The sequence below is a fragment of the Cobetia sp. 5-11-6-3 genome (assembly GCF_013374055.1).
Taxonomy (GTDB): domain Bacteria; phylum Pseudomonadota; class Gammaproteobacteria; order Pseudomonadales; family Halomonadaceae; genus Cobetia; species Cobetia marina.
Window position 1 is genome coordinate 23416 of sequence record NZ_BLWJ01000001.1, and the last position, 22319, is coordinate 45734.

A 22319-nucleotide genomic window follows, 5' to 3' on the forward strand; every position below is an offset into this window, starting at 1 on the left:
CATCCTCACGGTGCGCGCGCTTGTTCGCTCGGCAAGCGAGTGCACCGGCTTGTTCAGTTCGGGTCATGCGTCTCAAGACGCAGCGATGTTCAACATAGGACGAGCACAGTCAACACAGGACGAGCACAGTCAGCACAGGGCAAATGCAGCGCCGTCAGCGCTAACCGGCACAGGGCATGAGTGCCAGTACCTGAGTCTGAGTATCGTCTCGCAGCGACACGACCAGGGCGCTGTCGTTGTCTTCCAGTTCCGCGATCGCCAGCACCAGCGCCAATGCCAGCCAGGCATCGCCCGGCCAGCCGCAGAAGCTGTCGAGCGTGGTGCCATCCTCGATCATGTCCAGTCCCGGCCAGCGGTTCATCAGGCTGGTGCCGGCTTCCACCGCGCGGCCAGGCAGCCCGAGGCTATCCATCACCACACGCATGGGCTCGAACGGCTCGCGGGTAGAGGCATGCTCGTCATTTTCCGCCTGCACGGGCCACTGGCGCTCGATCAGCTGCATCAGCGGTGCCGGCGAGCGGCGCAGCTCGCGGCTACCCCGCGCCGCATGGGTCAGCGTTGCCGCCAGCGGCACCTGCCAGCCCTGCAAGGGAGCCGGTGAGTCAGGCGCGAGGCGCTCGAAGAGCAGCGCCGCGACAGCCTCACCGGGAAACAGACCGCTCGGGCGAGAGGCATACGCCAGCTGTCCGCGCCGCGACAGTTCCGAGACGCTGCTGTCGAACAACAGCGAGTCGACACTGAGCCAGATGACATGCGGCATGCCACCCGACGCTTCGGCGGCCAGCAGTTCATGCAGGTCCTGCTCGGCCGCCGCGCGATGCGTGACGCTGCCCAGCGCGTCGGCGAAAGGCGTGGCCGCCACCGTCTCGCGCAGGCGTGCGATGAACCCCTCCACCAGGCTGGCATGACGGATCGGCGCACTCAGCACGATATCGAAGGGCGCGCCCTCCGGCAGCGCTTCCAGCATCAGCAGCGCGTCGATGATCAGGGCCTGGATCAAGGTCTCGAGCCGTTGATGGCGGCGATCGAGACGTGCCACCTGCTCGCCGGAGGCAGGCGATGCGCCCGCCTGCCCCAGCGCGATTTCGTGTACCAGCAGGCCATAGCCATCCGGGCCACGCAGGGTCGCGGAGATCTCGGCCGCCGCCGATGACGGCAGCTGCCCCTTGGCCACCGCCCCTGCCGAGGTCAGCGCCACGCCATCCAGCAGACACAGGGTGTCGGTGCGGTAGTCGCTGCGCACCTTGACGACCGGCGCCTCGGGCTCTGCCGGGCGCACCTGCTGCAGGCGGTCATAGATCGAGCTCTTGAACATCATCAGTGATCATCACGCCGCTGAGTGCCCAGGGTTTCACGGATGCCATCCACGACATGTTCCTCGCGGATGACATCACGCAGCCATTCCTCCAGCGGCATGCGACCCCAGCGCACGGCGCGTTCGACCAGATACGGCACCGGGCTGTGCGGCTCGCTGCCCTTGAAGTACTGGGCGACGCCATTGAGCATGTCGAAGGCTTCCTCGCGGGTCTGCGGCGTGGTGCGCAGTGCCGCCGGTGCCATGCCCGCCTGAGCGGACGGCGTGACACTCGCATCCCCGGTGGAGGCATCACCACTTGCGGCATCCGTCACTTCTGCATCGCTCTCGGCAGATGCCTGGGCCTCATCGTCCAGACTGACCCCGCGCTCGCCCAGCAGTCGCTCGATCAACTGGGTGCAATCCGCCAGACCACGCTGCAACTGGCTGAAGGTCGGCGCGCTCACCCCCAGTTGGGCATTGAGCTGCGCCACCAGACCGGCCAGCGCCTGCTGGCACTTGACGATCTGCTGATGACGCTCGCGAAAGGTCGCCGTCTCGGTCAGCACCACGGAGCGCTGGAAGATATCGGCGTTGATCTTGCCATCCGCCAGCGCGCTTTCCATGGCATCCACGTCGGTACGCGCCAGGTTCTCGACCTGACGCGACTCCTCATAGCGGTCGAGCCCGTAGAGCTGCCCTTCCACCAGCGGCAAGGTGCCGATCATGCCGGCGAGGGTGTCATCCAGCCAGGTCAGACGGGCGACACGCTCTTCATCACCTTCCTCGAGCGTCGGGTAAAGCGTCTCCCAGTACTGCTCACACAGCGCCGTCATCAGCTCCAGCCCCCAGGCCAGACCCATGAAATGATCCCGGTGCGCCAGGCCTTCGCAAAGCCAGCCCGCCAGCGACAGGTCCTTGCTCTGCTCGGCCAGACCGTCGGCAGTCAACGAGATGACGGCATTCCAGTCGGACTTCTTGAGATCGGCCTGCCATTCGCCCTGACTGAGGTAGGCCGGGTCTGCGCGACGCGCTTCCTTGATCTCGTCAAAGAGCAGCGAAAAGCCCAGGTCCTCTCCTGTCCCATGAGCGCCGATTGGCGCGAGCAGTTCGTCGCGGTCCCATTCGTCGGCCATCTTGTCTCTCCTGAATCACGTGTTGATCGCGTTGCGAGGCAACGCCTGCGAAATCACTGTGGCGCAGTGTTGTCGGCAATGAGCCTGTTGGCGCAGAGCTGTTGGCAAAGAGCTGTTGGCATAGAACTGACAGCACAATGATTTCGCAGGCGCTCATCGAAGCAAACGGGGATGCACAAGGGGAAAACAGACATGCCGGAAGAGCCTTTCGCTCCCCCAGCATGTCTTCTACCCGGACGTGATATCCCCTGAAAACGAGCTCACGCCAGCACGCTGGCCAAGCCCCGGGATGCCACCCTCCTGTTCATGGACGACGGCTCACGCCGCCGCGCCATGAGCCGATACTCAGGAGTAGACGCGGTTGCGCGTGCGGTCCCAACCACCGGTGATGTTGCCGCCACCCTGGCCATCGCTGCGCTTCTGCTGGGTGTAGGTGACCTTGATACGCGCGAAGTTCAGCTTGATCTCTTCAGACGGCAGATCGTGACGCGCATCGTGCACGGAATCGGTCGCACCGCCACCGCCGGCCTGGGAGAAGGACGCCATGCCTTCCAGGTCCACGGAAGACACGATGACTTCCTCAAGCTTCACTTCCATGTAACGCACCTGCTCGCCACCGGCACGGTGAACCTGCAGGGTGATTTCCTTGATGTGCTGGCCGCGGCAGCACGCTTCGAACAGCTTCGGAGAAGCCTTGTCGATGAACTTCTTGATCGCGAACTCACTCAGGTTGACGCGCTCGGCAGACGCACCACCGGCGGAGCTGGCAGTCGCGGAAGTCGCCTGGCTGGCGCCGAATTCGAAGCTCAGCAGCTCGATCCAGTCCTTGTGGTTGGTATCCAGACTCTCGCCCGGGATGCCGTCGATCTTGAGGTAGGCGTCAAAAGCCATGGTAAAACTCCATTTCCGTCATGTGATGGGTGGGCATCACGGGTAGCAGCCCTCCCTGGCTGCCACCTGCAACGCGTGTTCGGACACGCTACCGCCAGGAGATGCCATCCAGGCACCCCCACTGCGTATGTCCATGCTTCTCCGCTCTCTTGCGCCGGGCCTGCCTTCAGGCCTGTCATCCAAGAGCTCGACTCCTCCGTGAGTCGGCAAAATGAAACCGGTTGGGCGCTGCCCGTCAGTTCTGTTGTGTTCTGTTCAGGTCAGGTCTGGACTGATCAGTTCAGTGCACGCACTTCAATCTCGACACGACGATTGGGGGCCAGACAGGCGATTCTCTCCGCTCGTGACATCTGGCCATCGCACTTGACCAGCGGACGATCGCTGCCGGCCCCTTCCGCACCGATCAGCTCACCCGGCAGCCCCTTGCCCACCAGATAGGTGCGCACGGTCTCGGCACGTTGCAGCGAGAGCTGGCGATTGACCACGGCCGAGCCGATCGGGTCGGCGTGGCCGGTGATGGTGATGCGGCCCAGATTCGGCGTGTTGGAAAGCCGCTCGGCGATGGCATTCAGCTGACGCTGCCCCTCGCCCTGCAGGCCCGAGTAATCCGCACGCCCGAAGGCGAACAGGGTGTCGGATTCCAGCGTGATGGTCTCGACGGTGCTCAGGGAGCGGTCCAGCAGACCATCGATGTAGTTGCGACTGGATGACACCAGGAAGGTGTTGTCTTCCAGACGCGGCACGTCCGGGCGCACCACCTGCTCGGCATAGAAGTTGACCTGACGGCTGGCATATTCCAGATCACGGCTATCGCGCGGCACATCCTCTCCCTGGGTGATGGCCGGGTACCAGTAGACCGGCATCTCGCTGCGCAACCAGTCCGCCTCGATGTCCTCGCGCGGCGTGCGCGACAGGGACAGGTAGGTCTTCAGGGTGTTGTTGCCGAAGTCCGCCAGCGCCTGGGCCGAGTTGTCACGCGGCTGAGCGTGGTCCTCGACTCCCGGGACATGGATATCCGTCTCGCGCGGCCCGTCCTCGCGGTCATGCACGCTGATGGTCGGCAGCATGAACAGCGACTGGTTGAGGTTGCTGGCGATCGGCACCAGCATCATCTGACGCAGCGCGCCGAAATAGACATCGCGCAGCGCGGGTTCCAGCGTCTCGCCTTCATAGAGCCCGAAACCGAGCGACCAGGGCACGCCATGCTCGTGATGGCGAGCATCGTAGCGGGCCGCGCTGTCACGCAGGGCATCCAGCGTCGCCCACTGGGCATAGGCATCGGGCTCGCCGGCATCTTCCTCGTAGGCGGCATCCAGGGCCTGATCCAGCGCCCCGAGCTCGTGGGTGTTGGCGGTGAAGGACACCGCCCAGGCCAGACACATCGCTCCGGCAAGTGCCAGCGCCAGCCACACCCAGCGCAGCTGACGCCGACGCTGCAGGTTGGCGCCGCCATACAGGCCGACCAGATGCTGATCCGGCAGCAATACCCGCGAGAACAGCCCCGAGACGAACAGCGGCTTGCCATCCTGATGGCCCGGCGCATGACGCTCGGTGACGGCAAAGCGTGACGCCACGTTACGCCCATGGGCTGCCGTGCTGGCCTGCCCCTCGGAGAGCGCACTGGTGAAGTAGAACCCGCGCAGCAGCGGCGCTGCCTGATAGGGATTGACCTTGAGCAGCTCGGTGACGAAATCGGTCAGATGCGGTGCCAGCGCTTCAAGCTCACGCGGGAATTCCACCGCCGCCGGGGCCTCGCGGGTGCGCACGATGTCGCCCTCCACCAGACAGCGCTCACCGGTGCCCGCACAACGTGCCACCAGGCGAGTCATCGCCTCACTGAAACGAGTACGCCAATCCGCCTCGGCATAGCCCTGGTGCGGGAAGCTCATGCCCAGCACTTCATCGCGCTGCGCCGGTGCCAGCTGGGCATGGAACTCGCGGAAGCCCGGGATGTGGTCACTCTTGGTGAACACCAGATAGATGGGCAGCGCGGCGCCCAGACGCTCGTAGCTTTCCTGGATACGCTCGCGCAGCTGATGGGCCAGGGCCTCGACGTCATGGCGGTTCTGGAGCACCTCATCGATGCTGACCGCGACGATCAACCCGTTGAGCGGCTGACGCGGACGATAGCGACGCAGCATGTCGAGGAAGGCACGCCACTTGCCGACTTCCTCCTCGGAGCTGACATAACGCCCCGCGGTATCCAGCAGCACGGCCTCACTGCTGAAGAACCAGTCACAGTGACGGGTGCCGCCGATGCCCGCGACACGTGCGCTTTCCCGCTCCGCGAAGGGGAAATCGAGTCCGGAGCGCGACACCAGCGTGCTCTTGCCCACGGCCGGCTGACCGATCACCAGATACCAGGGCAGCGTATAGAGCAGATCACCCTGACGAGTGAACCAGCCACCGCGTTTCTCGCTGGCACTCTTGCGCATGCGATCCAGCGCGGCCAGCAGGCGCTCGCGCAGCAGGCTGACTTCCTCGCGGTCCTGGGGTGCGGCGCTGAGCACGGCGTCATCGGCGTTCTGGATCAACAGCGACTCGACATCCTTGCGCTCTCCCACCCCGCGATAGAGCAGCAGCAGATACAGGGCTGAGGCCACCAGAAACGCCAGAATGCCGACCAGCAGACTGTCCAGTGACGAGAAGCCGAGTCCGACACCGGCGCCCCAGACCACGAAGATGCCAAGGAAGAACAGCACGCCCAGCCAATACGGGCGGTACTTGAGGAGGTAGTACTTGAGAACGTGAAGCTTGAACTTGTTCATGTCGGTGCCGATTCATCCTTGGGTATGTCGCCGAATACCGTGTCGTCACTGCCCGCCCTTGTCCCCTGCGGCCCCGGGTCATCTTTCCGGTCATCTGACAGAGCGGCGATGTAGGCTCCCATGCCCAGTGTCGAGGCGTGAGACGCCTCCAGCGGGCCAGCGTGAGGCTCCCCGCTGCCAAGCAGGCGCCAGGGCCCGAGCACCTCGAAGGCGGAGCCCGCCAGAATGCGCAGTGCGTCATGATCGTCACGCGTGAAGCGCATCAATGTCGGGCGCATGAAGTCATCGACGATCACGCTGATCTGCCCCGGCGCGCCATTGTCATGCTCCAGCCAGTGCAGCCACAGGTCCGCCGCGGGACGCTTCAGCGCGCGCTCCGGTGGCAGTGGCAATGCCGCCTGCCCCCGGGTGTCATCACGCGCGCCCCCTGTCGCCAGCTGCCGGCGCGATGCCTGCATGTCCTGCGTCAGTCGCTGGGCGCTCACGTCGGGGAAGCCACTGGCCAGCGCCCGCGTGAGGTCCCCATAGCGCACGTCTTCCAGAAAGCGCGCGAACAGACGCCGATGCAGCTTGAGATCGGAATCATCCAGCGGGCGTAGCGCCTCGATTCCCGTGAGCAGACGCTCCTGTGCCTTCAGGGGGTCTGCGCAATGCATCACATCGCGCAGCAACTCCCGCACCTGCCCGGCGAAGGTCTCGCCGAGGGTATGCACCCCGACACTGCCCTCCACCACCGGCGAGACGGCCAGCCGCTGGAAGACCAGCAGCGGGTAGCGTCGCCCGGAGGCGTCCTGCGAGGGCGACATGGCGCCCATCAACCAGGCCCCACCGCTGGCGCGGTAGTGAAAGAAGCACAGCGGCAAGGCATCGAAACGTGCCTGCCAGTCTTCGTCGCGCTCGGCCATGCGATTCAGCGCCCGCTGCCACCAGCCATCCAGTTCCCGGATGTCCTTGTGGCCCGCGTGATGGGCGATGAAGTCAGCGCTGCCGGGCAGCTTGCCGAAGAAGCCGATCATGCGGTCATCTCCCGGCGACCGAGGGCATGGACAGGTTGCGCACCTGCTTCAGGTCCGTCAGTTTCACGCCACCGAAGTTGCGCGCCTCGAAGCTCACCGGGCCCACCGGGGTGTACCAGGTGAAGCGCTGACGGGCGGTATCCAGGTCTGTCACGTCCGCGGACTCGATCAGCTTCAACAGGCTCCAGCGATTGGGGAAGTTGAAGACGGTGATGCGGCGGCCGTCACGTGTCACCACCTCCAGTCGGGCGCCGGAGACTTCCGGATCACCCGGCCAGACGAAGCGCTGCCAGTGCTGACGACCATTGCGATAGGTCTGCTGCTGACCGTCCAGCGTCAGCTCGATCGAGATCAGCCGGGAGGAAGGCCGGATCATGATCTCGAAGCCGTTCTCCACATCCGCCAGACTCTCCAGCACCCGGCCCACTGCCGTGCCCTTGGTGATGGTGGCGGTGATCTTGGGGTCCACCAGCGGCGTACCGTCCTGCTCACCCTCTTCCAGGTTGCCGACTTCTTCATTGTCGAAGCGGGTCAGCAGACCGCTATCGGGGTCGATGAACTGACGCAGGTCACGCACCGAGGTCTCGTTGGCGGAATCGCTGACCGGATAGCGGCCACTGACCATGCGATGCCAGGGTGAGACGACCTGCTCACCCCAGGCGGCGGCCAGCTGTGAGGCCACCGGTCCCTGCAGACTGGCCACGGAGTAATCGATGGGCGCAAGGAACAGACGTTGCAGTGACTGCACCAGCGGCTCCTGCGAGGTATCGACATTGGCGGCCACATAATCACGCGCCGCCGAGATCTCATTGGGCTTGCCGCCGATCATCTCCGCCAGCAGCTGCTTGGTACGCTTGCCGACATCGCCACGCTCCAGTCCGTCGAGACGTACCTTGAGCTGACGCAGGCGCAGCTGGTAGCGGTTCATGACCGAGGCATCGCCATCCTGCCCCTCATCCTGGGCAAACAGGCTGGCGACCGGCGCGAAGTGGTCCGCCAGCTTCCCGTCGTGCACGTGCGGCAGGCCCTGCAATGCGCCGGTACGCTGTGCCAGCTGACTGCCATCCTCCTCGACCCACGCCAGCGCCTGATCCCACAGGCCCGCCGACTCGGCCGCCGGGGCCGGTGCGTCACCCTCGGCTTCGCGTGGCTGGGGCGTCTTGCGGGCCTCGGCATCGCGGCTGTCCCAGCGGGTGTTGTCATCCACCACGGCCAGCAGTGTCTTGAGCGGTGAGCGCTGATAGTCGCTGAAGCGCGCCAGACGCTGACGCGAGAGCGCCAGACCTTCGAAGCGACGCACGCCGACATCGGCCAGGAAGCGCTCCCAGGCCTCGGCATAGTCACGCTTGTAATGCGCCAGAATCGCCTCGGCGAATTCGGTCTTGCCCTGCTCGGCATCCGGGTTCTCGTCTTCCAGCACCCAGTCATGCTCCACCGGCAGGTCAGAACTCAGCGTCTTGAGCAACTCGGGACGCACGAACTCTTCCCACACGCGACGCGTGAAGAAGGCCGGCACGGATTCGCCGGCGTACAGCAAGCCACGTGCGCCCTCTTCGGGCAGCATCACCGAGAGCGTCATCGACGGGAAACGGGCTTCGGCCGCCAGACGCAGACGCAGGTATTCCCGCTCCGCCGGCGAGTTGTCGAGCAGGAAGGCCTTGAGGTCACGGCGGGAACGCGCGACGCGATCCTCATCCCGCACCAGAGCAGGAGCCTTGCCCTGCGCCAGATATTCGCTGTAGAGCGCGACATTGTCGGCGATGCGTTGATCTCCCCCCGGCACACGGCGGTGACTGTCCGCCAGCTGATGCCAGGCGCGCGGCAGGGCTTCGCGCACGAAGGCGACGTCCGGATGTTCCGCAGGCTCGCTCAGGATCAGATAGAGCTTGAGCGCATCGTAGGCATCGATCAGCCCGGCGACCTGCTCCGGCGTCAGCTGGTTGAGCACTTCACTGGAGAAGGCCGGACCGCCCGGCATGCCGCCGTCCGGGCTGCCCCCCTCACCCGCCACGGTGCCATCGCCGCCCAGTTCCGCGGACGAGCCACGGAAATTCTCGGCCTTGTCACGCAGCGCTTCACGCCCCTGCTGTCGGGTGCTCCAGTAGGCGTCATTGACGCCGCCGCGCAGGCGGTAATCCGCCTCGCCCTTGAGCTGACTGGCCAGTTCGCCCGGTGAGCGCGGCACGCTGCCCAGCGTCGGGCGCTCGGTGAGACGCTGACGCAGGCGCTCGCCGCTCGAGGTCAGCAGTGACTTGCCATCGGCGACCAATGTCCGCGAGGCATCGCCCCCGGATCCAGCGCCCTCACCTACGTCCTCGCCACGGGTGCGCCGCGAAGCGGACTCGGAGACGATGCCCAGCGAGACCGCCAGACGCCCGACCGCCCGCAGGCGAGCGTCGAGATCTTCCGCCAGCGGTGCCAGAATCTGCTGCTTGAGGGTCGCGAAGTACTGTGCTTCAAGCGTCGCGCTCAGACGCTCTCCGCCATCCAGTCCCATGTGCTGATACCAGGGCAGACCGCCCTCTTCGCGGGCCTGACGCACACGCGACAGCTCAGCGTGGAGCAGGTCGAGCTGCACGCTGGGGGTCACGGCGCCATCAAGCGATGTCAGCTGCGCATCGACGGCCTCGAGACTGGTGCGACTCTGGTAATAGGCGTTGCCGAGCAGGCCCAGCGTCACCGCACCTGCCACCCCGCCCACGCCGATCAACAGCGGGTTCAGGGAACGCCGCTGACCATCGCGCGCGTAGTGACGCACCAGGTTGCGGTCCGGAATCATCACGTCACGGAAGACACCGCCGACGAAATAGGGGCGATCACTGACCGTCGCCGTCGCTGAGGCTGGCGTCGCCGCCTGGGTGCCCGCCGGTTCCTTGAGCGCAAAGCCCTGACGGACCTGCTCATCGAGAATCGCCGGCATCGCACTGCCGTCCTGCAGCGCACTGGTGAAATAGACGCCACGCGTCAGCGGCCCGCGGGCACTGTTGCGACGCAGATCGAAGGGCTCCAGGAAGTCGGCCAGCAGGCCTTCCATCTCGGCGATGTATTCCGGGAAGTGCAAAAGCTCGCTGTCCGCCTGCTGGCCACGCTCACGCAGGGCGGCTTCCACATGACCACGCAGCCCCGCCACCATCTTGGGGAAATGCCGGGAGAAGGCTGCCACGACACCCTCGCGACGCGCCTCGGCCACCGAGAACGTCATGCCCCACGGCGCATGGCGGGCATCGCTGTCCAGCGTATTGAACGCGGCGGTGAAGCCCGGCAGCTGATCCGCCTTGGTGAACATCAGATAGACCGGCGGCGAGGCATCCAGCGCATCACGGAAGTCATTGATGCGCTCGATCAGCTGGCGTGCCAGCGCATGATTCTCGTCACGCGGCGCATGCAGCAGTGCCGGCAGATCCACCACCACCACCAGGCCATTGATGGGCGCACTCCGCCGACGGCGTGCCAGCAGACGCAGGAAGTCGGCGAAGGCACGCGCCGGCTGCTCTTCGGCCACATAACGCCCGGCGGTGTCGATCATCAGGGCGTCGTTGCCGAAGTACCAGTCGCAGTACTGGGTGCCGGAATCCCCGCCTAGCCCCGCCACGCTGGAGCTCAGGCCGGAGCGCGTCAGCAGCGAGGTCTTGCCGGAGGACGACAGACCCAGCACCAGATACCAGGGCAGATCGCTGAGCGAGGCACTGCCACCCTTGTGCAGACCACGCTGGGCACGCAGCATGCGCAGCGCCGACTTGAGACGCTCACGCAGCACTTCGTAATCGCCGGCTTCGGTGGCAGCATCCGCGGCTTCGCGGTCCACTTCCAGCTGGACGAGGTCTTCCAGATCCCGCTCGGCGCGCACCTTGCGATACTTGCGCAGCACGATGGCCAGCAGCCACACCGCGGTCAGCAGCGCCACGGCGATGGCCAGGCGCTCCAGCGAGCCACCCAGACGTGGCACCCACCAGACGCACAGCACGACACCGGCCAGCCACAGCAGTGACGACGCCAACCAGAAACTCTTGAGGAACCCCAGCACCCGTTTCATTCCGTCACGCCTCATGTCGTTGCGAACAGGGACGACAGTCGCTCGATGAGCGCCGTGACCTGAGTATCCAGCAGGTTGTCGAGCACCAGATAGACCGCCCCGCAGCACAGCGCGATCACCAGCAGATAGACCCAGACCGGAATTTCATAACGCAGCAGCTGACCGACCTGGTCCGGCAATTGCCAGCCCGGTGCCAGCACGTCGGATGTCTGACGGTAGCGCGCGATGTCCTGGCCCAGCGTGCTGGCCACGTAGCGCAGCTGATCACGGTGTTCGAGGCGGAACTTGCCCTCGAAGCCCAGCGCCAGACACAGGTGATAGACCTCCAGCACATCCAGGTTGGCCTTGACGTCGGTGCGCAGTGCCTCGAGACGCTCGAAGAAGCCCTCACCCGCCAGATGCACGCCGAAGTAGGTGTACTGCAGCGGATGCAGCTCCAGATGCTGGCGAATGTTGCTGGCACCGGCCCCCAGCACGCTTTCATCGAGGAAGGCGCACAGCGCGTACTGGGCGTCACGCACCTGATCCATGCTGTAACCGACCGCCAGTGCCTGGGCTTCCAGCTCGCGGAAGTAGTCGGCGACCCGGGTCAGGAACTCATCGACGTTGCGCGCTTCACTGCCGCGACGAATCATCAGGATCAGCGAGAAGAAATCCTGGGACAGCGTGCGCAGACGCGTGTCCGCCGGGACCGATGCGCCGGATCTACCCGCGCCGCCACTTCCTTGGGAAGGCGCCCGGGAAGGATGATGTGCCGCCGTGTCGCTCGGCTGGGTTGCCGTGGTCTGGGTCATTTCAGCACCGCCATCAATTCAATCTTGAGGTTGTGGAAACCGCCGGGCACGTAGAAGGCGATGGCCTGCGCGGCCATCATGCGTTCATACATGCGGCCCTGGGGTTCCAGCGCGAAATAGTGGTTATCGAGGCGCGAGGGAATCGCGGTGGGCAGACGCGAGGCGTGTACCAGCGAGCCGCCGGGCATGGCGCTGTTGACCACCACCTCGATGTCATCCGGCGAGCCGACCTTGAAGGCACGCGGCACCAGCTCCAGCAACTTGGCGCCGGGCATGTCGGCATGCACGCTGATGTAGAAGTCGGCATCCACCAGACGCGCATCGTGCAGGTGAGCGATGTAGTAGGACGGCTTGGTCTGTTCCAGCGCGATGGGGATGTACTGGTTGGGCACCACGGTGTCCAGCAGCTCGCGCGCCATGGTTTCCAGCGTCGTCAATGACTGGACCGGGTCTTCATGGCGGTACGGCGGCAGGTCACTCAGGCGGTAATCCATCGAGAAGGTCATCAGGCTGGCGACCAGATCCGACAGGAAGGTGTAGAGCTTCTCAGGATGCTGCTGCGGGTGTTGCAGCAGATGCGCCAGCGCCGGGTAGGCACGGTTGACCGTATGCAGCAGCCAGAACAGCGCCACGTCGCTTGAGCCGAATTCCGCGACCTGATCGGCGCGCTCGCGGCGACGTCCGGACAGCGTCTCGTGCTTGGCCTGCAGCATGCCGGCCAGGCGCTGGCCCATGGCCATCAGCGTCTCGCTGCTCGAGAGGTGAAGCGCAGGCGGCACGAAGCGCGGCGAGACCGAGAAGCCACCGGCGGCATTGCGCGTCAGCACGGCCAGCGGACAATGCGTGCTGCCCTCCAGGTCATCGCCTTCCAGCAACAGACGCACATTGAGTTCCAGCAGGCTCAGCTCGTTCTCGCCATCGCCGTCCAGCAGGTCCGGCAGGGAATCGAAGCGCTGACGGAAGCGACGACGGGCACCGCGCTGCTGCTCATCTTCCTGCACATTGCCGGCGTAGGGTTGTACCAGGCTCAGCGCAGCATGCACCTTGATCTCGCTGTGGCCGGCCAGCTCTCCCAGGTCACGCGCCCGCGGCAGGCTATCGTGCTGGGGGGCATCGAACAGCGTGCCATCCGGGAAGACCAGTTTGAGGCGACTCAGTTGCAGGCGGCCCTGGGCCAGCGCGCTTTCATCGATCTCAAGCTGCTGTACGCCAAAGGCAAAGGGCCCGCTGCGCGTGCTGGCCTCGCCGAGCTGCCACTGGTGATACTCGTCCTGATACTGGAAGTGCTGGGGCAGCAGGAACATGCCCTCGGACCACCTCACGCGATTATGCTTGCTCACGAATCCATCCTTTATAAAGTCCGTCCGGTGTCGCCAGTGACGTGCCGCCCGTCAGGCGGAATGGCTCACGCCTCATGGCGGTGTCGTCGTCGCCAGCAGGTCTTCGCTGTCGGGCGCCACCGTGATGTAGTGATCGGCCAGCGTCAGTTCGACGCCGTCCGGTGAGGTGAACAGGCCGTCCTTGCGCATCGCATCGGCATCGAACAGCACGCGCCAGCGCGCGTCCGGGGTCTGGCGGAAATAGGCCGCGACCGCCACGTACCGCGCGCCCGGCTTCAGCGGCGCCTCATCGACGACATGCCCGCCCGGCACCATCACCACTTCGCGGGTATCCAGCAGGGAGTCGCCCAGTACCTTGTCGGCGTGATCCCAGAGGCCATCGGGCGAGGCGCTGGTGAAGGCCTCACTCGCATCCAGTTGGTAGATGCGCACCACCACCGACAGTGACGCCTCATCGACATCCGGATTGAGCGAGTCATCGGCATCGAGGGTGAAGGCGACCGTCTCGTCCTGACGGAACAGGATGTCCCCCACCGTGCCATCCATCTGCTGGCCAAGACGGCTGCCGACCCCGCAGCCGCCGAGCAGCAGGCTGGCGCACAACATGACGGGCAGCCAATGGCGCGGACGCAGAGACGTGGTGCGCCGCTCAGCCTTCACGTGATATCCCCGGAATGACATGTGGGCTTCCTCACTGCATCTCGTAGGTGAACTGGCCGGCGTCATCCAGCGCGATGCTGACATCGCCCACCGGCTGCTGATCGGCCATGCGTTCCAGCACCCACTCCACCAGCGGCGGCATCAGCGAGCCACTCAGCAGGTGATCGATGCTGCGCGCACCGCTGTCGGTCTGGGTGCAGCGCTCGGCGATATGCGTCGCCAGCGACGGGGCGAAGCTCAGGTGGGCGCCGTGGTTGCGCGTGAAGCGTTCCGCCAGACGCGACAGCTTGAGGTCGACGATGCGCGCCAGGATGTCGCTGTGGACCGGGTAGTACGGCACGACCTTGAGGCGGCCGAGGAAGGCCGGCTTGAAGACGCCATTGAGGGTGTCGCGCAGCTCCTCGACCAGCGCTTCCGGTGCCGGCGGCGGCGCCACGCCCAGGCAGCGGTTCATGATCTCGTCGGTGCCGACGTTGGAGGTCAGCAGGATGACGCAGTTGCGGAAGTCGATCTCGCGCCCTTCGCCATCCTCCATCACGCCCTTGTCGAACACCTGGAAGAAGACTTCCAGCACGTCCGGATGCGCCTTCTCGACCTCATCGAGCAGCACCACGCTGTACGGCTTGCGACGCACGGCCTCGGTCAGCACGCCGCCTTCGCCATAGCCGACATAGCCGGGCGGCGAGCCTTTCAGCGAGGAGACGGTGTGGGCTTCCTGGTACTCGGACATGTTGATGGTGATGAGATTGCGCTCACCGCCGTACAGGCTGTCGGCGAGGGCCAGCGCGGTTTCGGTCTTGCCGACACCACTCGGGCCGAGCAGCATGAAGACACCGATCGGCTTGTCGGGGTCTTCGAGCCTGGCGCGCGACAGGCTGATGCGCTGGCCGATCTCTTCCAGGGCGTGGTCCTGCCCGAGCACGCGCTCGCCCAACAGTGCCGGCAGACGACGCACGGTGTCGATCTCGTCACGCTGCATCTTGCCCAGCGGGATGCCGGTCCAGGCGGCGACGACCTCGCCGATGGCGTTGCCATCGACACAGGCGTGCACCAGCGGCGCCTCGCCACCGGCGGCTTCCAATACCTCACGCGCGGCACGCAGCTCGGCCAAGGCAGCGTCACGCCCGGTGGCATCATCGGATTCGTTGGCCGCGTTCAGGGCGGCATCAGCCTTGAGCACCGCCTCGACGGCCTCACGCTGACGTGTCCAGTCGGCTTCCAGCGCCGTCACCTGCGCGGTGATCGCCAGCACTTCACTGTCGATCTCGTCCAGACGCGGGGCATGGCGGTCATCGCCGCGCTCGTGCTCGCGAGCCAGTGCCGCACGTTCGGCCTCGAGATCGCGCAGGCGCTGACGGGCATCTTCCAGCGGTGCCGGCGTGGTCTGCTGGCCCAGCGCAACACGCGCACAGGCGGTATCCAGCACGCTGACCGCCTTGTCCGGCAGCTGACGGCCGGTGATATAGCGGCTGGAGAGACGCACCGCCTGCACGATGGCGTCATCGAGAATCTCGACCTTGTGGTGATCGCGCATGCGCGTCGCCAGCCCGCGCAGCATGTCGATGGCCTGCGGCTCGGCCGGCTCCTCGACCTTGATCACCTGGAAGCGACGCGCCAGGGCAGCGTCCTTCTCGAAGTACTTCTTGTACTCGGCCCAGGTGGTGGCGGCGATGGTGCGCAGCTCGCCACGCGCCAGCGCGGGCTTGAGCAGGTTGGCGGCATCGTTCTGGCCCGCCTGACCGCCACTGCCGATCAGGGTGTGGGCTTCATCGATGAACAGAATGATCGGGTGCAGGCTGCGCTTCACTTCCTCGATCACGTCCTTGAGGCGCTGCTCGAATTCGCCCTTCACGCTGGCGCCGGCCTGCAGCAGGCCGAGATCCAGGGTGCGCAGCTCGACACGTGCCAGCGGCGCAGGCACTTCCCCGGCGACGATCTTCTGTGCCAGCCCTTCGACCACGGCGGTCTTGCCGACCCCCGCCTCACCGGTGAGGATCGGGTTGTTCTGACGACGACGCGTCAGGATGTCGATCATCTGGCGCACTTCGTCATCGCGCCCCAGAATCGGGTCGATGTTGCCGGCGCGCGCACTGGCGGTCAGGTCGATGGTGTATTGATCCAGCGCCGGGGTCTTGTGACTGCCCGGGCGTGCAGCGCCACCGCCCTCGCCTGCCGTCTGCTCGCCGCTGCTCGCGGCGGATGGCGTCGGCTGCGAGCGCTCGGCCTCGGGACTTGCGGCCAAGAGGCTGGTGAAATGCAGGCGCAGGTCTGCGGCATCGATACGCGCCAGCGGAGTGTCGTGACGTGGCTCGAACGAACGCTCCAGCGCGGAAGCTCCCAGGCCTGCGCGCTGGGCCAGTTCCGGGTCTTCCAGCAGGGCCAGCAGCAGGTGCCCGCTGCGGATATGCGCGACTTCGTGGTCGATGGAGGCGATCAACCAGGCCTTCTCGATCAGCCGCGTGATATGCGGTGAGAGTGCCGGCGTCGCGGTGCTGCCCGTCTTCAGACGCTCCAGCGAGCGGTCCAGCTGATCGGCGAGTTGATCCAGCCCCAGCGAGTAGTGACGCACGATGCGCAGCAGGTCGTTGTCGTCACCGTCCAGCAGCTTGATCAGCAGATGCTCGACATCGACTTCATACTGGCGCTTGGCCAGGCACAGGCCAGCGGCCTCTTCCATGGCACCGCGGCTGACATCATTGAGCTTGGCGAATAGCGTCTTGAGACTCACGGGGTCACTCCATCGAAGGGGATTCGTAGCAGCACATTGCCTGTGGTACTGCGGGGTGTCTGGCCCAGCCAGCCGAGGCGGCCCAGCGAGATGCCACCGGCATCTCCCAGGCGGGCCGGCGGCACTTCACTGGGCTCGAGCTGCAGTTCCAGCTCGAAATCGAGCTCCGGCCCGACATAGAAACGGATCAGTTCCGTCATGCGCAGGTGGTCCTCACCGCCGGGCAGAAAGCGGCGGAAGTCCGCCAGGCGCAAGGGGCCGACCGCGATGCGCACGCAGGACTGGTAATCCCAGGCGCGCTTGCCGGCCACGGCGCTCTGTCCCAGCCGGGCATTGGCCTGCCCCAGGCGCGTCAGCTCCGGCTCGCTGATCTCGAGCCAACGCCCCTGAAAGGGCTTCACCTCACACGGCACGCCGAAGAAGCTGCCCAGCAAGGTGGTCAGGTTCTGCTGATTGCGGGGCCGCTGACCGAGCAGCCCGGCGAAGAAGGAGAACAGCTCGCGCGGCAGTTCTCGGCCGTCCTGATTGCCGAGCCCCCGGCTGGGTGCCGCGTTGTCGCGATTCTCGTCGACAAGGGCATCGTCCCCCGCGAACAGCAGCTGCGCGGAGCGCCCGGAGACACCGCTGAGCGCGAGCAGCTGGCGCTCGAAGTCCGTCTCGCCGCGACGCTCATACTCGATGTGGAAGCGATACTTCTGCCACGCCTGATAGAACAGCGCCGTCATGCGGTGCGAGAACAGATCGAAGAAGGCATGAGCCCCGTCATCGCGCAGCTGCACGTGGCGGTCGATCAACGTCTCGGTGTACGGACGCGGCAGGACACCGGACGGGCCCACCAGCCCCATGAAGGTGACCTGCACCTGGGTCAGCGGCTGGTCGGTCGGCGAGCGCGATGTCTCGCTCTCGAACACGAGATCACTCACTTCGCTGGCCGGGAAGTTCAGCGACAGCTGGCTGCGAAAGCGCAGCGGGTCCTCGTGGGGGCGCAGCTCGGGTTCGAGGCGTCCGGCACGGCTATAGTGCAACCGGAGCAATCGCACCAGCTGGAAGAAGCTGAACCGGTAAGGCTCAGCGCGCGCCTGGTCGATCAGACCAGGGGCTGAGTGCCGGTTCTGGCGGGCCATGTCACGACGTCCTTTTCGCGCTGGCGGCTGCGCAATGTCAGCCGGGTGAAACTGTTGAGCGAGCAGTACTGCCCGAAGAAGTGATCCAGCACCATGCCGAACACGAAGATGCCGCTGCCGATGAACTCCTGTTCATCCAGCTCCAGCGTGATGCCGGTTCCGCGCACGAAGGCCGGGCGTGGATGCCCGATACGTGTCATCGCCGGTGCGCTCTGGATGCTGGCGATGCCGTTGATCTGGCGACGCGTGGCCTCGAGATCGCGATAGTTGTAGAGCGAGAGCATTTCCAGCAGCACATCGCGGCCACGCTCCACCAATGACAGATGGTTGAGCGAGAGATGCGAGATCAGGCGCCAGATGACGCCCTTGCCCATCGGCGGCCGCGCCGAGGGCGTGGGCTTGCGCAGGCAGCGAATAGCCTTGACCACCTGCTCGCGCGGCAGCGTGAAGTCACCGCGCGGATGGCCGAAGCTCAGTCGCTGCGGCAGGTCACGATTGCTGCAGGTCAGCTTGAGGCTAAGCACGTCACTGGTGGCGTCGATGGCATTGAGCTCACGATCCGCCAGGCGCAGCAGCAGCTCGGTGCCGGCATCCCGCTCACGGGCGGACGGCACCCGCCGCGACAGCCAGTAGCTGGTCTCGCGTGACGGCGCACTGCCCTGCGGCTCGAAGAACGGCGGGCAATAGCGCACGTGATCGCGTTCGGCGGTCTTCTGTACGCGCGTGACGCGGTCGATCGAGATCACCTCGGCGCCGTGCGGATTGCGCACATCGGCCACCACCGGATATTCCGCCTGGGTATGGGTGAGCAGGATCGGCTCGGCCTGACGCTCGAACAGGTTGATCACCGGCGTGCAGCCGAGGCGGAAATGATTGCGCCCCAGACTCTGGGACAGCCGCGACAGACGCTCGTCCAGCGCATAGTCCGCGAAGTGGAAGTGCAGCTCGAAACGCGTGCCGCTGGCGCGTGCCAGCAGACGTGTCAGCCCTTCGACATCGAAGAACATGAACTTGTCGGGGAAGGTGAAATACTCGTGCAGCAGGCGATAGCCGAGGAAGGAGCGCTCGGGGTAATCGATCAATCCTTCCTCGGGCGCGAACCCGACCGGCGTGAGCGAATCCGTCGGCAGCGCGACTTCTCGGCGCTGGCCGCCCTCATCGAAGCTGACGCTCAGGCGGGTCAGATTGTTGAACAGCAGTTCGTACATCGGGTGCATCAAGGCACCCTCGCCGTCCAGGAACAGGCGCAGGCGGTCGATCCCGAAGCTGCCCACCGACTGGTCGTTCAAGGCCTCGAAGGCCAGATCCAGTCGCGCGACGCTGTCCTTGTCGCGACCATTGAAGGCCGAGCGTTCCAGCAGCGAGAAGCCGGCGCTTTCCACGCGCAGCGGCCACACATCCACCGGATAGCAGGTACGGAAACGGCAGGCTACGCCTTCCACCGGACGCGAGAACATCTCGGTGTGCCGCGCGACCTGATAGCGCCCGGTCAGCGAGGTCTGCTCGCCGGGGTCGAGCTGTGCGATCGACAGCGAAGGCGTCGGTCGCAGGTAATGGGGGTAGAGCACATCGAGGAAGGCCTCGACGATTTCCGGCAGATCATCATCCAGCTTCTTGTGAACCCGTGCCGACAGGAACGCGAAGGACTCGACCAGACGCTCGGTGTGCGGGTCTTCGCAGTGGTCGCCTTCCAATTGCAGTCGTGCGGCAATCTTGGGGTACTCTCGTGCGAACTCCCGGCCCAGAAAGCGCAGGTGCGAGATCTCTTGTTCGTAATAAGGCAGCAGTTCATCAAGCATCAGGAAAGGTTCTGCACTTTGTATTGCTGAGTGTCGGCATGCAGCACGGCATCGAAGGCCACTTGCCGCGTTGCATCCTTGAGGACGAGGAGCGTCTCGACGCGAAAGCGCAGGAGTCGATCCTGACCATCCTGGTCCAGCAGCTTGACCTGCACGTTGCGAAAGCGACGGTCATTGCTTTCGATGGCGTACTCCAGCTGACGCTGGATCAAGCGGCGGTCTTCACTGCTGTGCAGGCCTCGGCCGAGAAAGTCCGGCAGACCGAAGCCCAGCACCGTGCCGCGCAACCCGGGAAAGTCATTCAAGCGCCCTCCCAGCAATTCGCTGCGCGTGTTCACCAGAATCTCGAGGTCACGCACGATGGTGCGCTTGTACTCGTCGAGACTGACGAAGCGTTGCTCCTCGGCGGCTTCTCCCTGATGCGGAGCATCGTCCTGCAACCGATCCCACAAGGTGGGAATGAGGCGGCGGGTGCCATTCGTGCGCATGTCGCCTCCTTCATGGCGATAAGCCGCACCGTCAGGCCGGCGTTGGCCAGTCTGACGATGCGGGCGTGCAGGACACGCAGGGAAAAGAGCGAGGGGTCTTCAGTGACGAGACGTCATCAGCTACGAGTGGACTGCGGCAGCTCTGCGACCAGGCGCAGCGAGGCGGTCAGTTCATCCAGCTGGTAGTGCGGCCGCAGGAAGGTCACGGCCTTGAAGACACCCGGCTTGCCCGGGACTTCCGCGACTTCGACACGTGCTTCACGCAGCGGGAACTGCGCCTTGGCTTCCTGGCTGGCGTTGTCGTCCAGCAGCACGTACTGGGACAGCCAGTCGTTCAGGTAGCGCTCGACACTGGTGCGCGAGGCGAAACTGCCGACCTTGTCACGCATGATCGCCTTCATGTAATGCGCGATGCGTGAGGTGGCGAAGATGTACTGCATCTGCGAGGACAGCCGCGCGTTGGCGTTGGCCACGTCGGTGTTGTACGTCTTCTGCTTCTGGGCGGACTGAGTGCCGAAGAAGGCGGCGTAGTCCGTGCCCTTGCAGTGCACCAGCGGGATGAAGCCCAGGTCTGCCAGCTCCTTCTCGCGACGGTCGGTCACGGCGATCTCGGTCGGGCACTTCAGTGCCACTTCACCATCGTCGGTCTGGAAGGTGTGGGTCGGCAGGTTCTCGACCAGGCCACCGCCCTCGACACCGCGAATGGCGACACACCAGCCATAGTTGGCGAAGGCGTCAGTCACGCGCGAGCCCATGGCGTAAGCCGCGTTCATCCACAGATACTTGTTGTGCTCACGGCCATCGACGTTCTCGACGAAGTTGAATTCCTCGACCGGCGTGGTGTCCGGGCCATACGGCAGACGGCCCAGCACGTGCGGCAGCGTCAGACCGACATAGCGCGCATCTTCGGAGTTGCGGAACGACTTCCACTTGGCGTATTCGACGGTGTCGAAGATCTTGGACAGATCACGCGGACCGCTCATCTCGGTGAAGGAGTCCCAGCCGAACAGCTCCGGAGACGCCGCGGAGATGAAGGGTGCGTGCGCCGAGGCGGCCACGTGGGAGATCTGCTCCAGCAGATAGATGTCTTCCGGACTGCGCGAGAATTCGTAATCGCCGACCAGCATGCCGAACGGCGCGCCACCGAAGGTACCGTACTCTTCTTCGTAGACCTTCTTGAACAGCGCGCTCTGATCGAATTCCGGCGCCGATTTCAGGTCACGCACCAATTCCTTCTTGGTGGCGTTGAGCATCTGGATCTTCATGTTGCTGCCGGTCTCGGTCTGATCGACCAGATAGCGCAGACCGCGCCAGGAGGATTCCAGCTTCTGGAACTCACTGGCGTGCATGACTTCGTTCATCTGCTCGGAGAGCATCGCGTCGATCTCGGCGATACGCGCATCCAGCACGGCGATGAGGTCCTTACTGGGCATGACTTCGCCATCCAGCACCTGGGCGACCAGCTCTTCGATCAGGTCGCGCGCACGGGTGCGCTCGGTCTCGGAGCGCGCCACGCGGCTCTCGGAGATGATGCTGTCGAGCAAGGAAGACTGCGGCGCGAAGACGGTATCCTGTGCCTGCGGTGCCACTGCTGATTCACTACGATTGTCACTCATGGTCTGACTCCGCAATCAGTTGTCGTCTTTGCGCACGGCTTGCTCGCGACCGAACTCGTCGCCCAGCGTCTTGAGCTTCTCGCTGTTCTGGAGCACGTCCATCAGCAGCTCTTCCAGCTTGTCGTTGCCGCCCATCTTGTTGCGCAGATCGGCGAGCTTGTTGCGCACGTCCAGAAGCTTGCGCAGCGGCTCGACCTGCTTGACGACATTCTGCGGCTCGAAGTCTTCCAGCGAGTTGAAATTCAGCTCGACCGGCAGCTGGGTACCATCCTTGCTCAGCGTGTTGTCGACGCGATAGGCAAGGCGCGGCTTCAAGCCCTTGAGGACGCCATTGAAGTTGTCGCGGTCGATGGCGACGAACTTGCGGTCCTTGAGCTTGGGCGGCGGGCTGAGCGGGTTGCCGGTGTAATCACCGACGGCACCGACCACAAACGGCAGTTCCTTCTGCTCCTGGCTGTCACCGATCTCGACGTCATAGGTGATCTGGACACGGGGTGCGCGAATGCGTCCCAGCTTGTGTTGTGTGCTATCCCTCTCCGCCATGGGGCATTTCCTTATGTGCAGTTGTAAAGTGGTTGCGCGAAGCAAAAATGGGGTCCCGCTGAATCAGCCGGAACATCGCCGCTGACACG

General features: G+C 64.9%; 15 protein-coding genes. All 15 read right to left on the bottom strand.

From position 1 onward, the window contains the following. Positions 1-160 precede the first annotated feature (160 nt). Positions 161-1318 carry a hypothetical protein gene (locus HXS66_RS00100; protein WP_176502579.1) on the bottom strand — a complete coding sequence of 386 codons (1158 nt, stop codon included), beginning with the start codon at positions 1316-1318 and terminating at the stop codon, positions 161-163. Next, positions 1318-2430 carry a type VI secretion system protein TssA gene (tssA, locus tag HXS66_RS00105; protein WP_084208877.1) on the bottom strand — a complete coding sequence of 371 codons (1113 nt, stop codon included), beginning with the start codon at positions 2428-2430 and terminating at the stop codon, positions 1318-1320. Before tssA ends, HXS66_RS00100 begins: the two co-directional genes overlap by 1 nt. Positions 2431-2775: 345 nt before the next feature. Further along, complete coding sequence (locus HXS66_RS00110) at positions 2776-3321, bottom strand: type VI secretion system tube protein Hcp (RefSeq protein WP_084208878.1); 546 nt, start codon at positions 3319-3321, stop codon at positions 2776-2778. A gap of 275 nt (positions 3322-3596) precedes the next feature. Further along, positions 3597-6089: a type VI secretion system membrane subunit TssM gene (gene tssM / locus HXS66_RS00115; protein WP_176502580.1), complete on the bottom strand. Its 2493-nt coding sequence runs from the start codon at positions 6087-6089 to the stop codon at positions 3597-3599. Continuing rightward, on the bottom strand, positions 6086-7105 hold the full coding sequence (tagF, locus tag HXS66_RS00120; protein WP_176502581.1) for a type VI secretion system-associated protein TagF: 1020 nt from the start codon (positions 7103-7105) through the stop codon (positions 6086-6088). The genes tssM and tagF overlap by 4 nt, the downstream gene beginning before the upstream one ends. A 4-nt stretch (positions 7106-7109) precedes the next feature. After that, positions 7110-11138: a type VI secretion protein IcmF/TssM N-terminal domain-containing protein gene (locus HXS66_RS00125; RefSeq protein ID WP_176502582.1), complete on the bottom strand. Its 4029-nt coding sequence runs from the start codon at positions 11136-11138 to the stop codon at positions 7110-7112. Between the two features lie 11 nt (positions 11139-11149). After that, positions 11150-11932, bottom strand: coding sequence for a type IVB secretion system protein IcmH/DotU (icmH, locus tag HXS66_RS00130; RefSeq protein ID WP_176493131.1), 783 nt, complete (start codon positions 11930-11932; stop codon positions 11150-11152). Next, entirely contained in the window at positions 11929-13272 is a 1344-nt protein-coding gene (gene tssK, locus HXS66_RS00135; RefSeq protein WP_136938001.1) for a type VI secretion system baseplate subunit TssK, read from the bottom strand. The genes icmH and tssK overlap by 4 nt, the downstream gene beginning before the upstream one ends. A 72-nt stretch (positions 13273-13344) precedes the next feature. After that, complete coding sequence (tssJ, locus tag HXS66_RS00140; RefSeq protein ID WP_164850341.1) at positions 13345-13953, bottom strand: type VI secretion system lipoprotein TssJ; 609 nt, start codon at positions 13951-13953, stop codon at positions 13345-13347. A 10-nt stretch (positions 13954-13963) separates the two neighbouring features. Further along, positions 13964-16660 carry a type VI secretion system ATPase TssH gene (tssH, locus tag HXS66_RS00145; protein ID WP_176502583.1) on the bottom strand — a complete coding sequence of 899 codons (2697 nt, stop codon included), beginning with the start codon at positions 16658-16660 and terminating at the stop codon, positions 13964-13966. Then, positions 16657-17784: a type VI secretion system baseplate subunit TssG gene (gene tssG, locus HXS66_RS00150; RefSeq protein ID WP_176502584.1), complete on the bottom strand. Its 1128-nt coding sequence runs from the start codon at positions 17782-17784 to the stop codon at positions 16657-16659. The genes tssH and tssG overlap by 4 nt, the downstream gene beginning before the upstream one ends. Next, positions 17748-19583 carry a type VI secretion system baseplate subunit TssF gene (gene tssF / locus HXS66_RS00155; protein ID WP_084208887.1) on the bottom strand — a complete coding sequence of 612 codons (1836 nt, stop codon included), beginning with the start codon at positions 19581-19583 and terminating at the stop codon, positions 17748-17750. The genes tssG and tssF overlap by 37 nt, the downstream gene beginning before the upstream one ends. Beyond that, entirely contained in the window at positions 19583-20071 is a 489-nt protein-coding gene (gene tssE, locus HXS66_RS00160) for a type VI secretion system baseplate subunit TssE (protein ID WP_176502585.1), read from the bottom strand. Before tssE ends, tssF begins: the two co-directional genes overlap by 1 nt. Before the next feature lie 116 nt (positions 20072-20187). After that, on the bottom strand, positions 20188-21687 hold the full coding sequence (gene tssC, locus HXS66_RS00165) for a type VI secretion system contractile sheath large subunit (RefSeq protein WP_077377255.1): 1500 nt from the start codon (positions 21685-21687) through the stop codon (positions 20188-20190). Positions 21688-21702: 15 nt separating this feature from the next. Next, the gene (gene tssB, locus HXS66_RS00170) at positions 21703-22230 is read right to left on the bottom strand and encodes a type VI secretion system contractile sheath small subunit (RefSeq protein WP_077377258.1); all 528 of its coding nucleotides are present in this window, start codon (positions 22228-22230) and stop codon (positions 21703-21705) included. Positions 22231-22319: the final 89 nt, after the last annotated feature.

Coding starts and splice junctions, on each gene's coding strand:
- HXS66_RS00100 (WP_176502579.1), bottom strand. CDS start 1,318: ATGATGTTCAAGAGCTCGATCTATGACCGCCTGCAGCAGGTGCGCCCG.
- tssA (WP_084208877.1), bottom strand. CDS start 2,430: ATGGCCGACGAATGGGACCGCGACGAACTGCTCGCGCCAATCGGCGCT.
- HXS66_RS00110 (WP_084208878.1), bottom strand. CDS start 3,321: ATGGCTTTTGACGCCTACCTCAAGATCGACGGCATCCCGGGCGAGAGT.
- tssM (WP_176502580.1), bottom strand. CDS start 6,089: ATGAACAAGTTCAAGCTTCACGTTCTCAAGTACTACCTCCTCAAGTAC.
- tagF (WP_176502581.1), bottom strand. CDS start 7,105: ATGATCGGCTTCTTCGGCAAGCTGCCCGGCAGCGCTGACTTCATCGCC.
- HXS66_RS00125 (WP_176502582.1), bottom strand. CDS start 11,138: ATGAAACGGGTGCTGGGGTTCCTCAAGAGTTTCTGGTTGGCGTCGTCA.
- icmH (WP_176493131.1), bottom strand. CDS start 11,932: ATGACCCAGACCACGGCAACCCAGCCGAGCGACACGGCGGCACATCAT.
- tssJ (WP_164850341.1), bottom strand. CDS start 13,953: ATGTCATTCCGGGGATATCACGTGAAGGCTGAGCGGCGCACCACGTCT.
- tssG (WP_176502584.1), bottom strand. CDS start 17,784: ATGGCCCGCCAGAACCGGCACTCAGCCCCTGGTCTGATCGACCAGGCG.
- tssF (WP_084208887.1), bottom strand. CDS start 19,583: ATGCTTGATGAACTGCTGCCTTATTACGAACAAGAGATCTCGCACCTG.
- tssE (WP_176502585.1), bottom strand. CDS start 20,071: ATGCGCACGAATGGCACCCGCCGCCTCATTCCCACCTTGTGGGATCGG.
- tssC (WP_077377255.1), bottom strand. CDS start 21,687: ATGAGTGACAATCGTAGTGAATCAGCAGTGGCACCGCAGGCACAGGAT.
- tssB (WP_077377258.1), bottom strand. CDS start 22,230: ATGGCGGAGAGGGATAGCACACAACACAAGCTGGGACGCATTCGCGCA.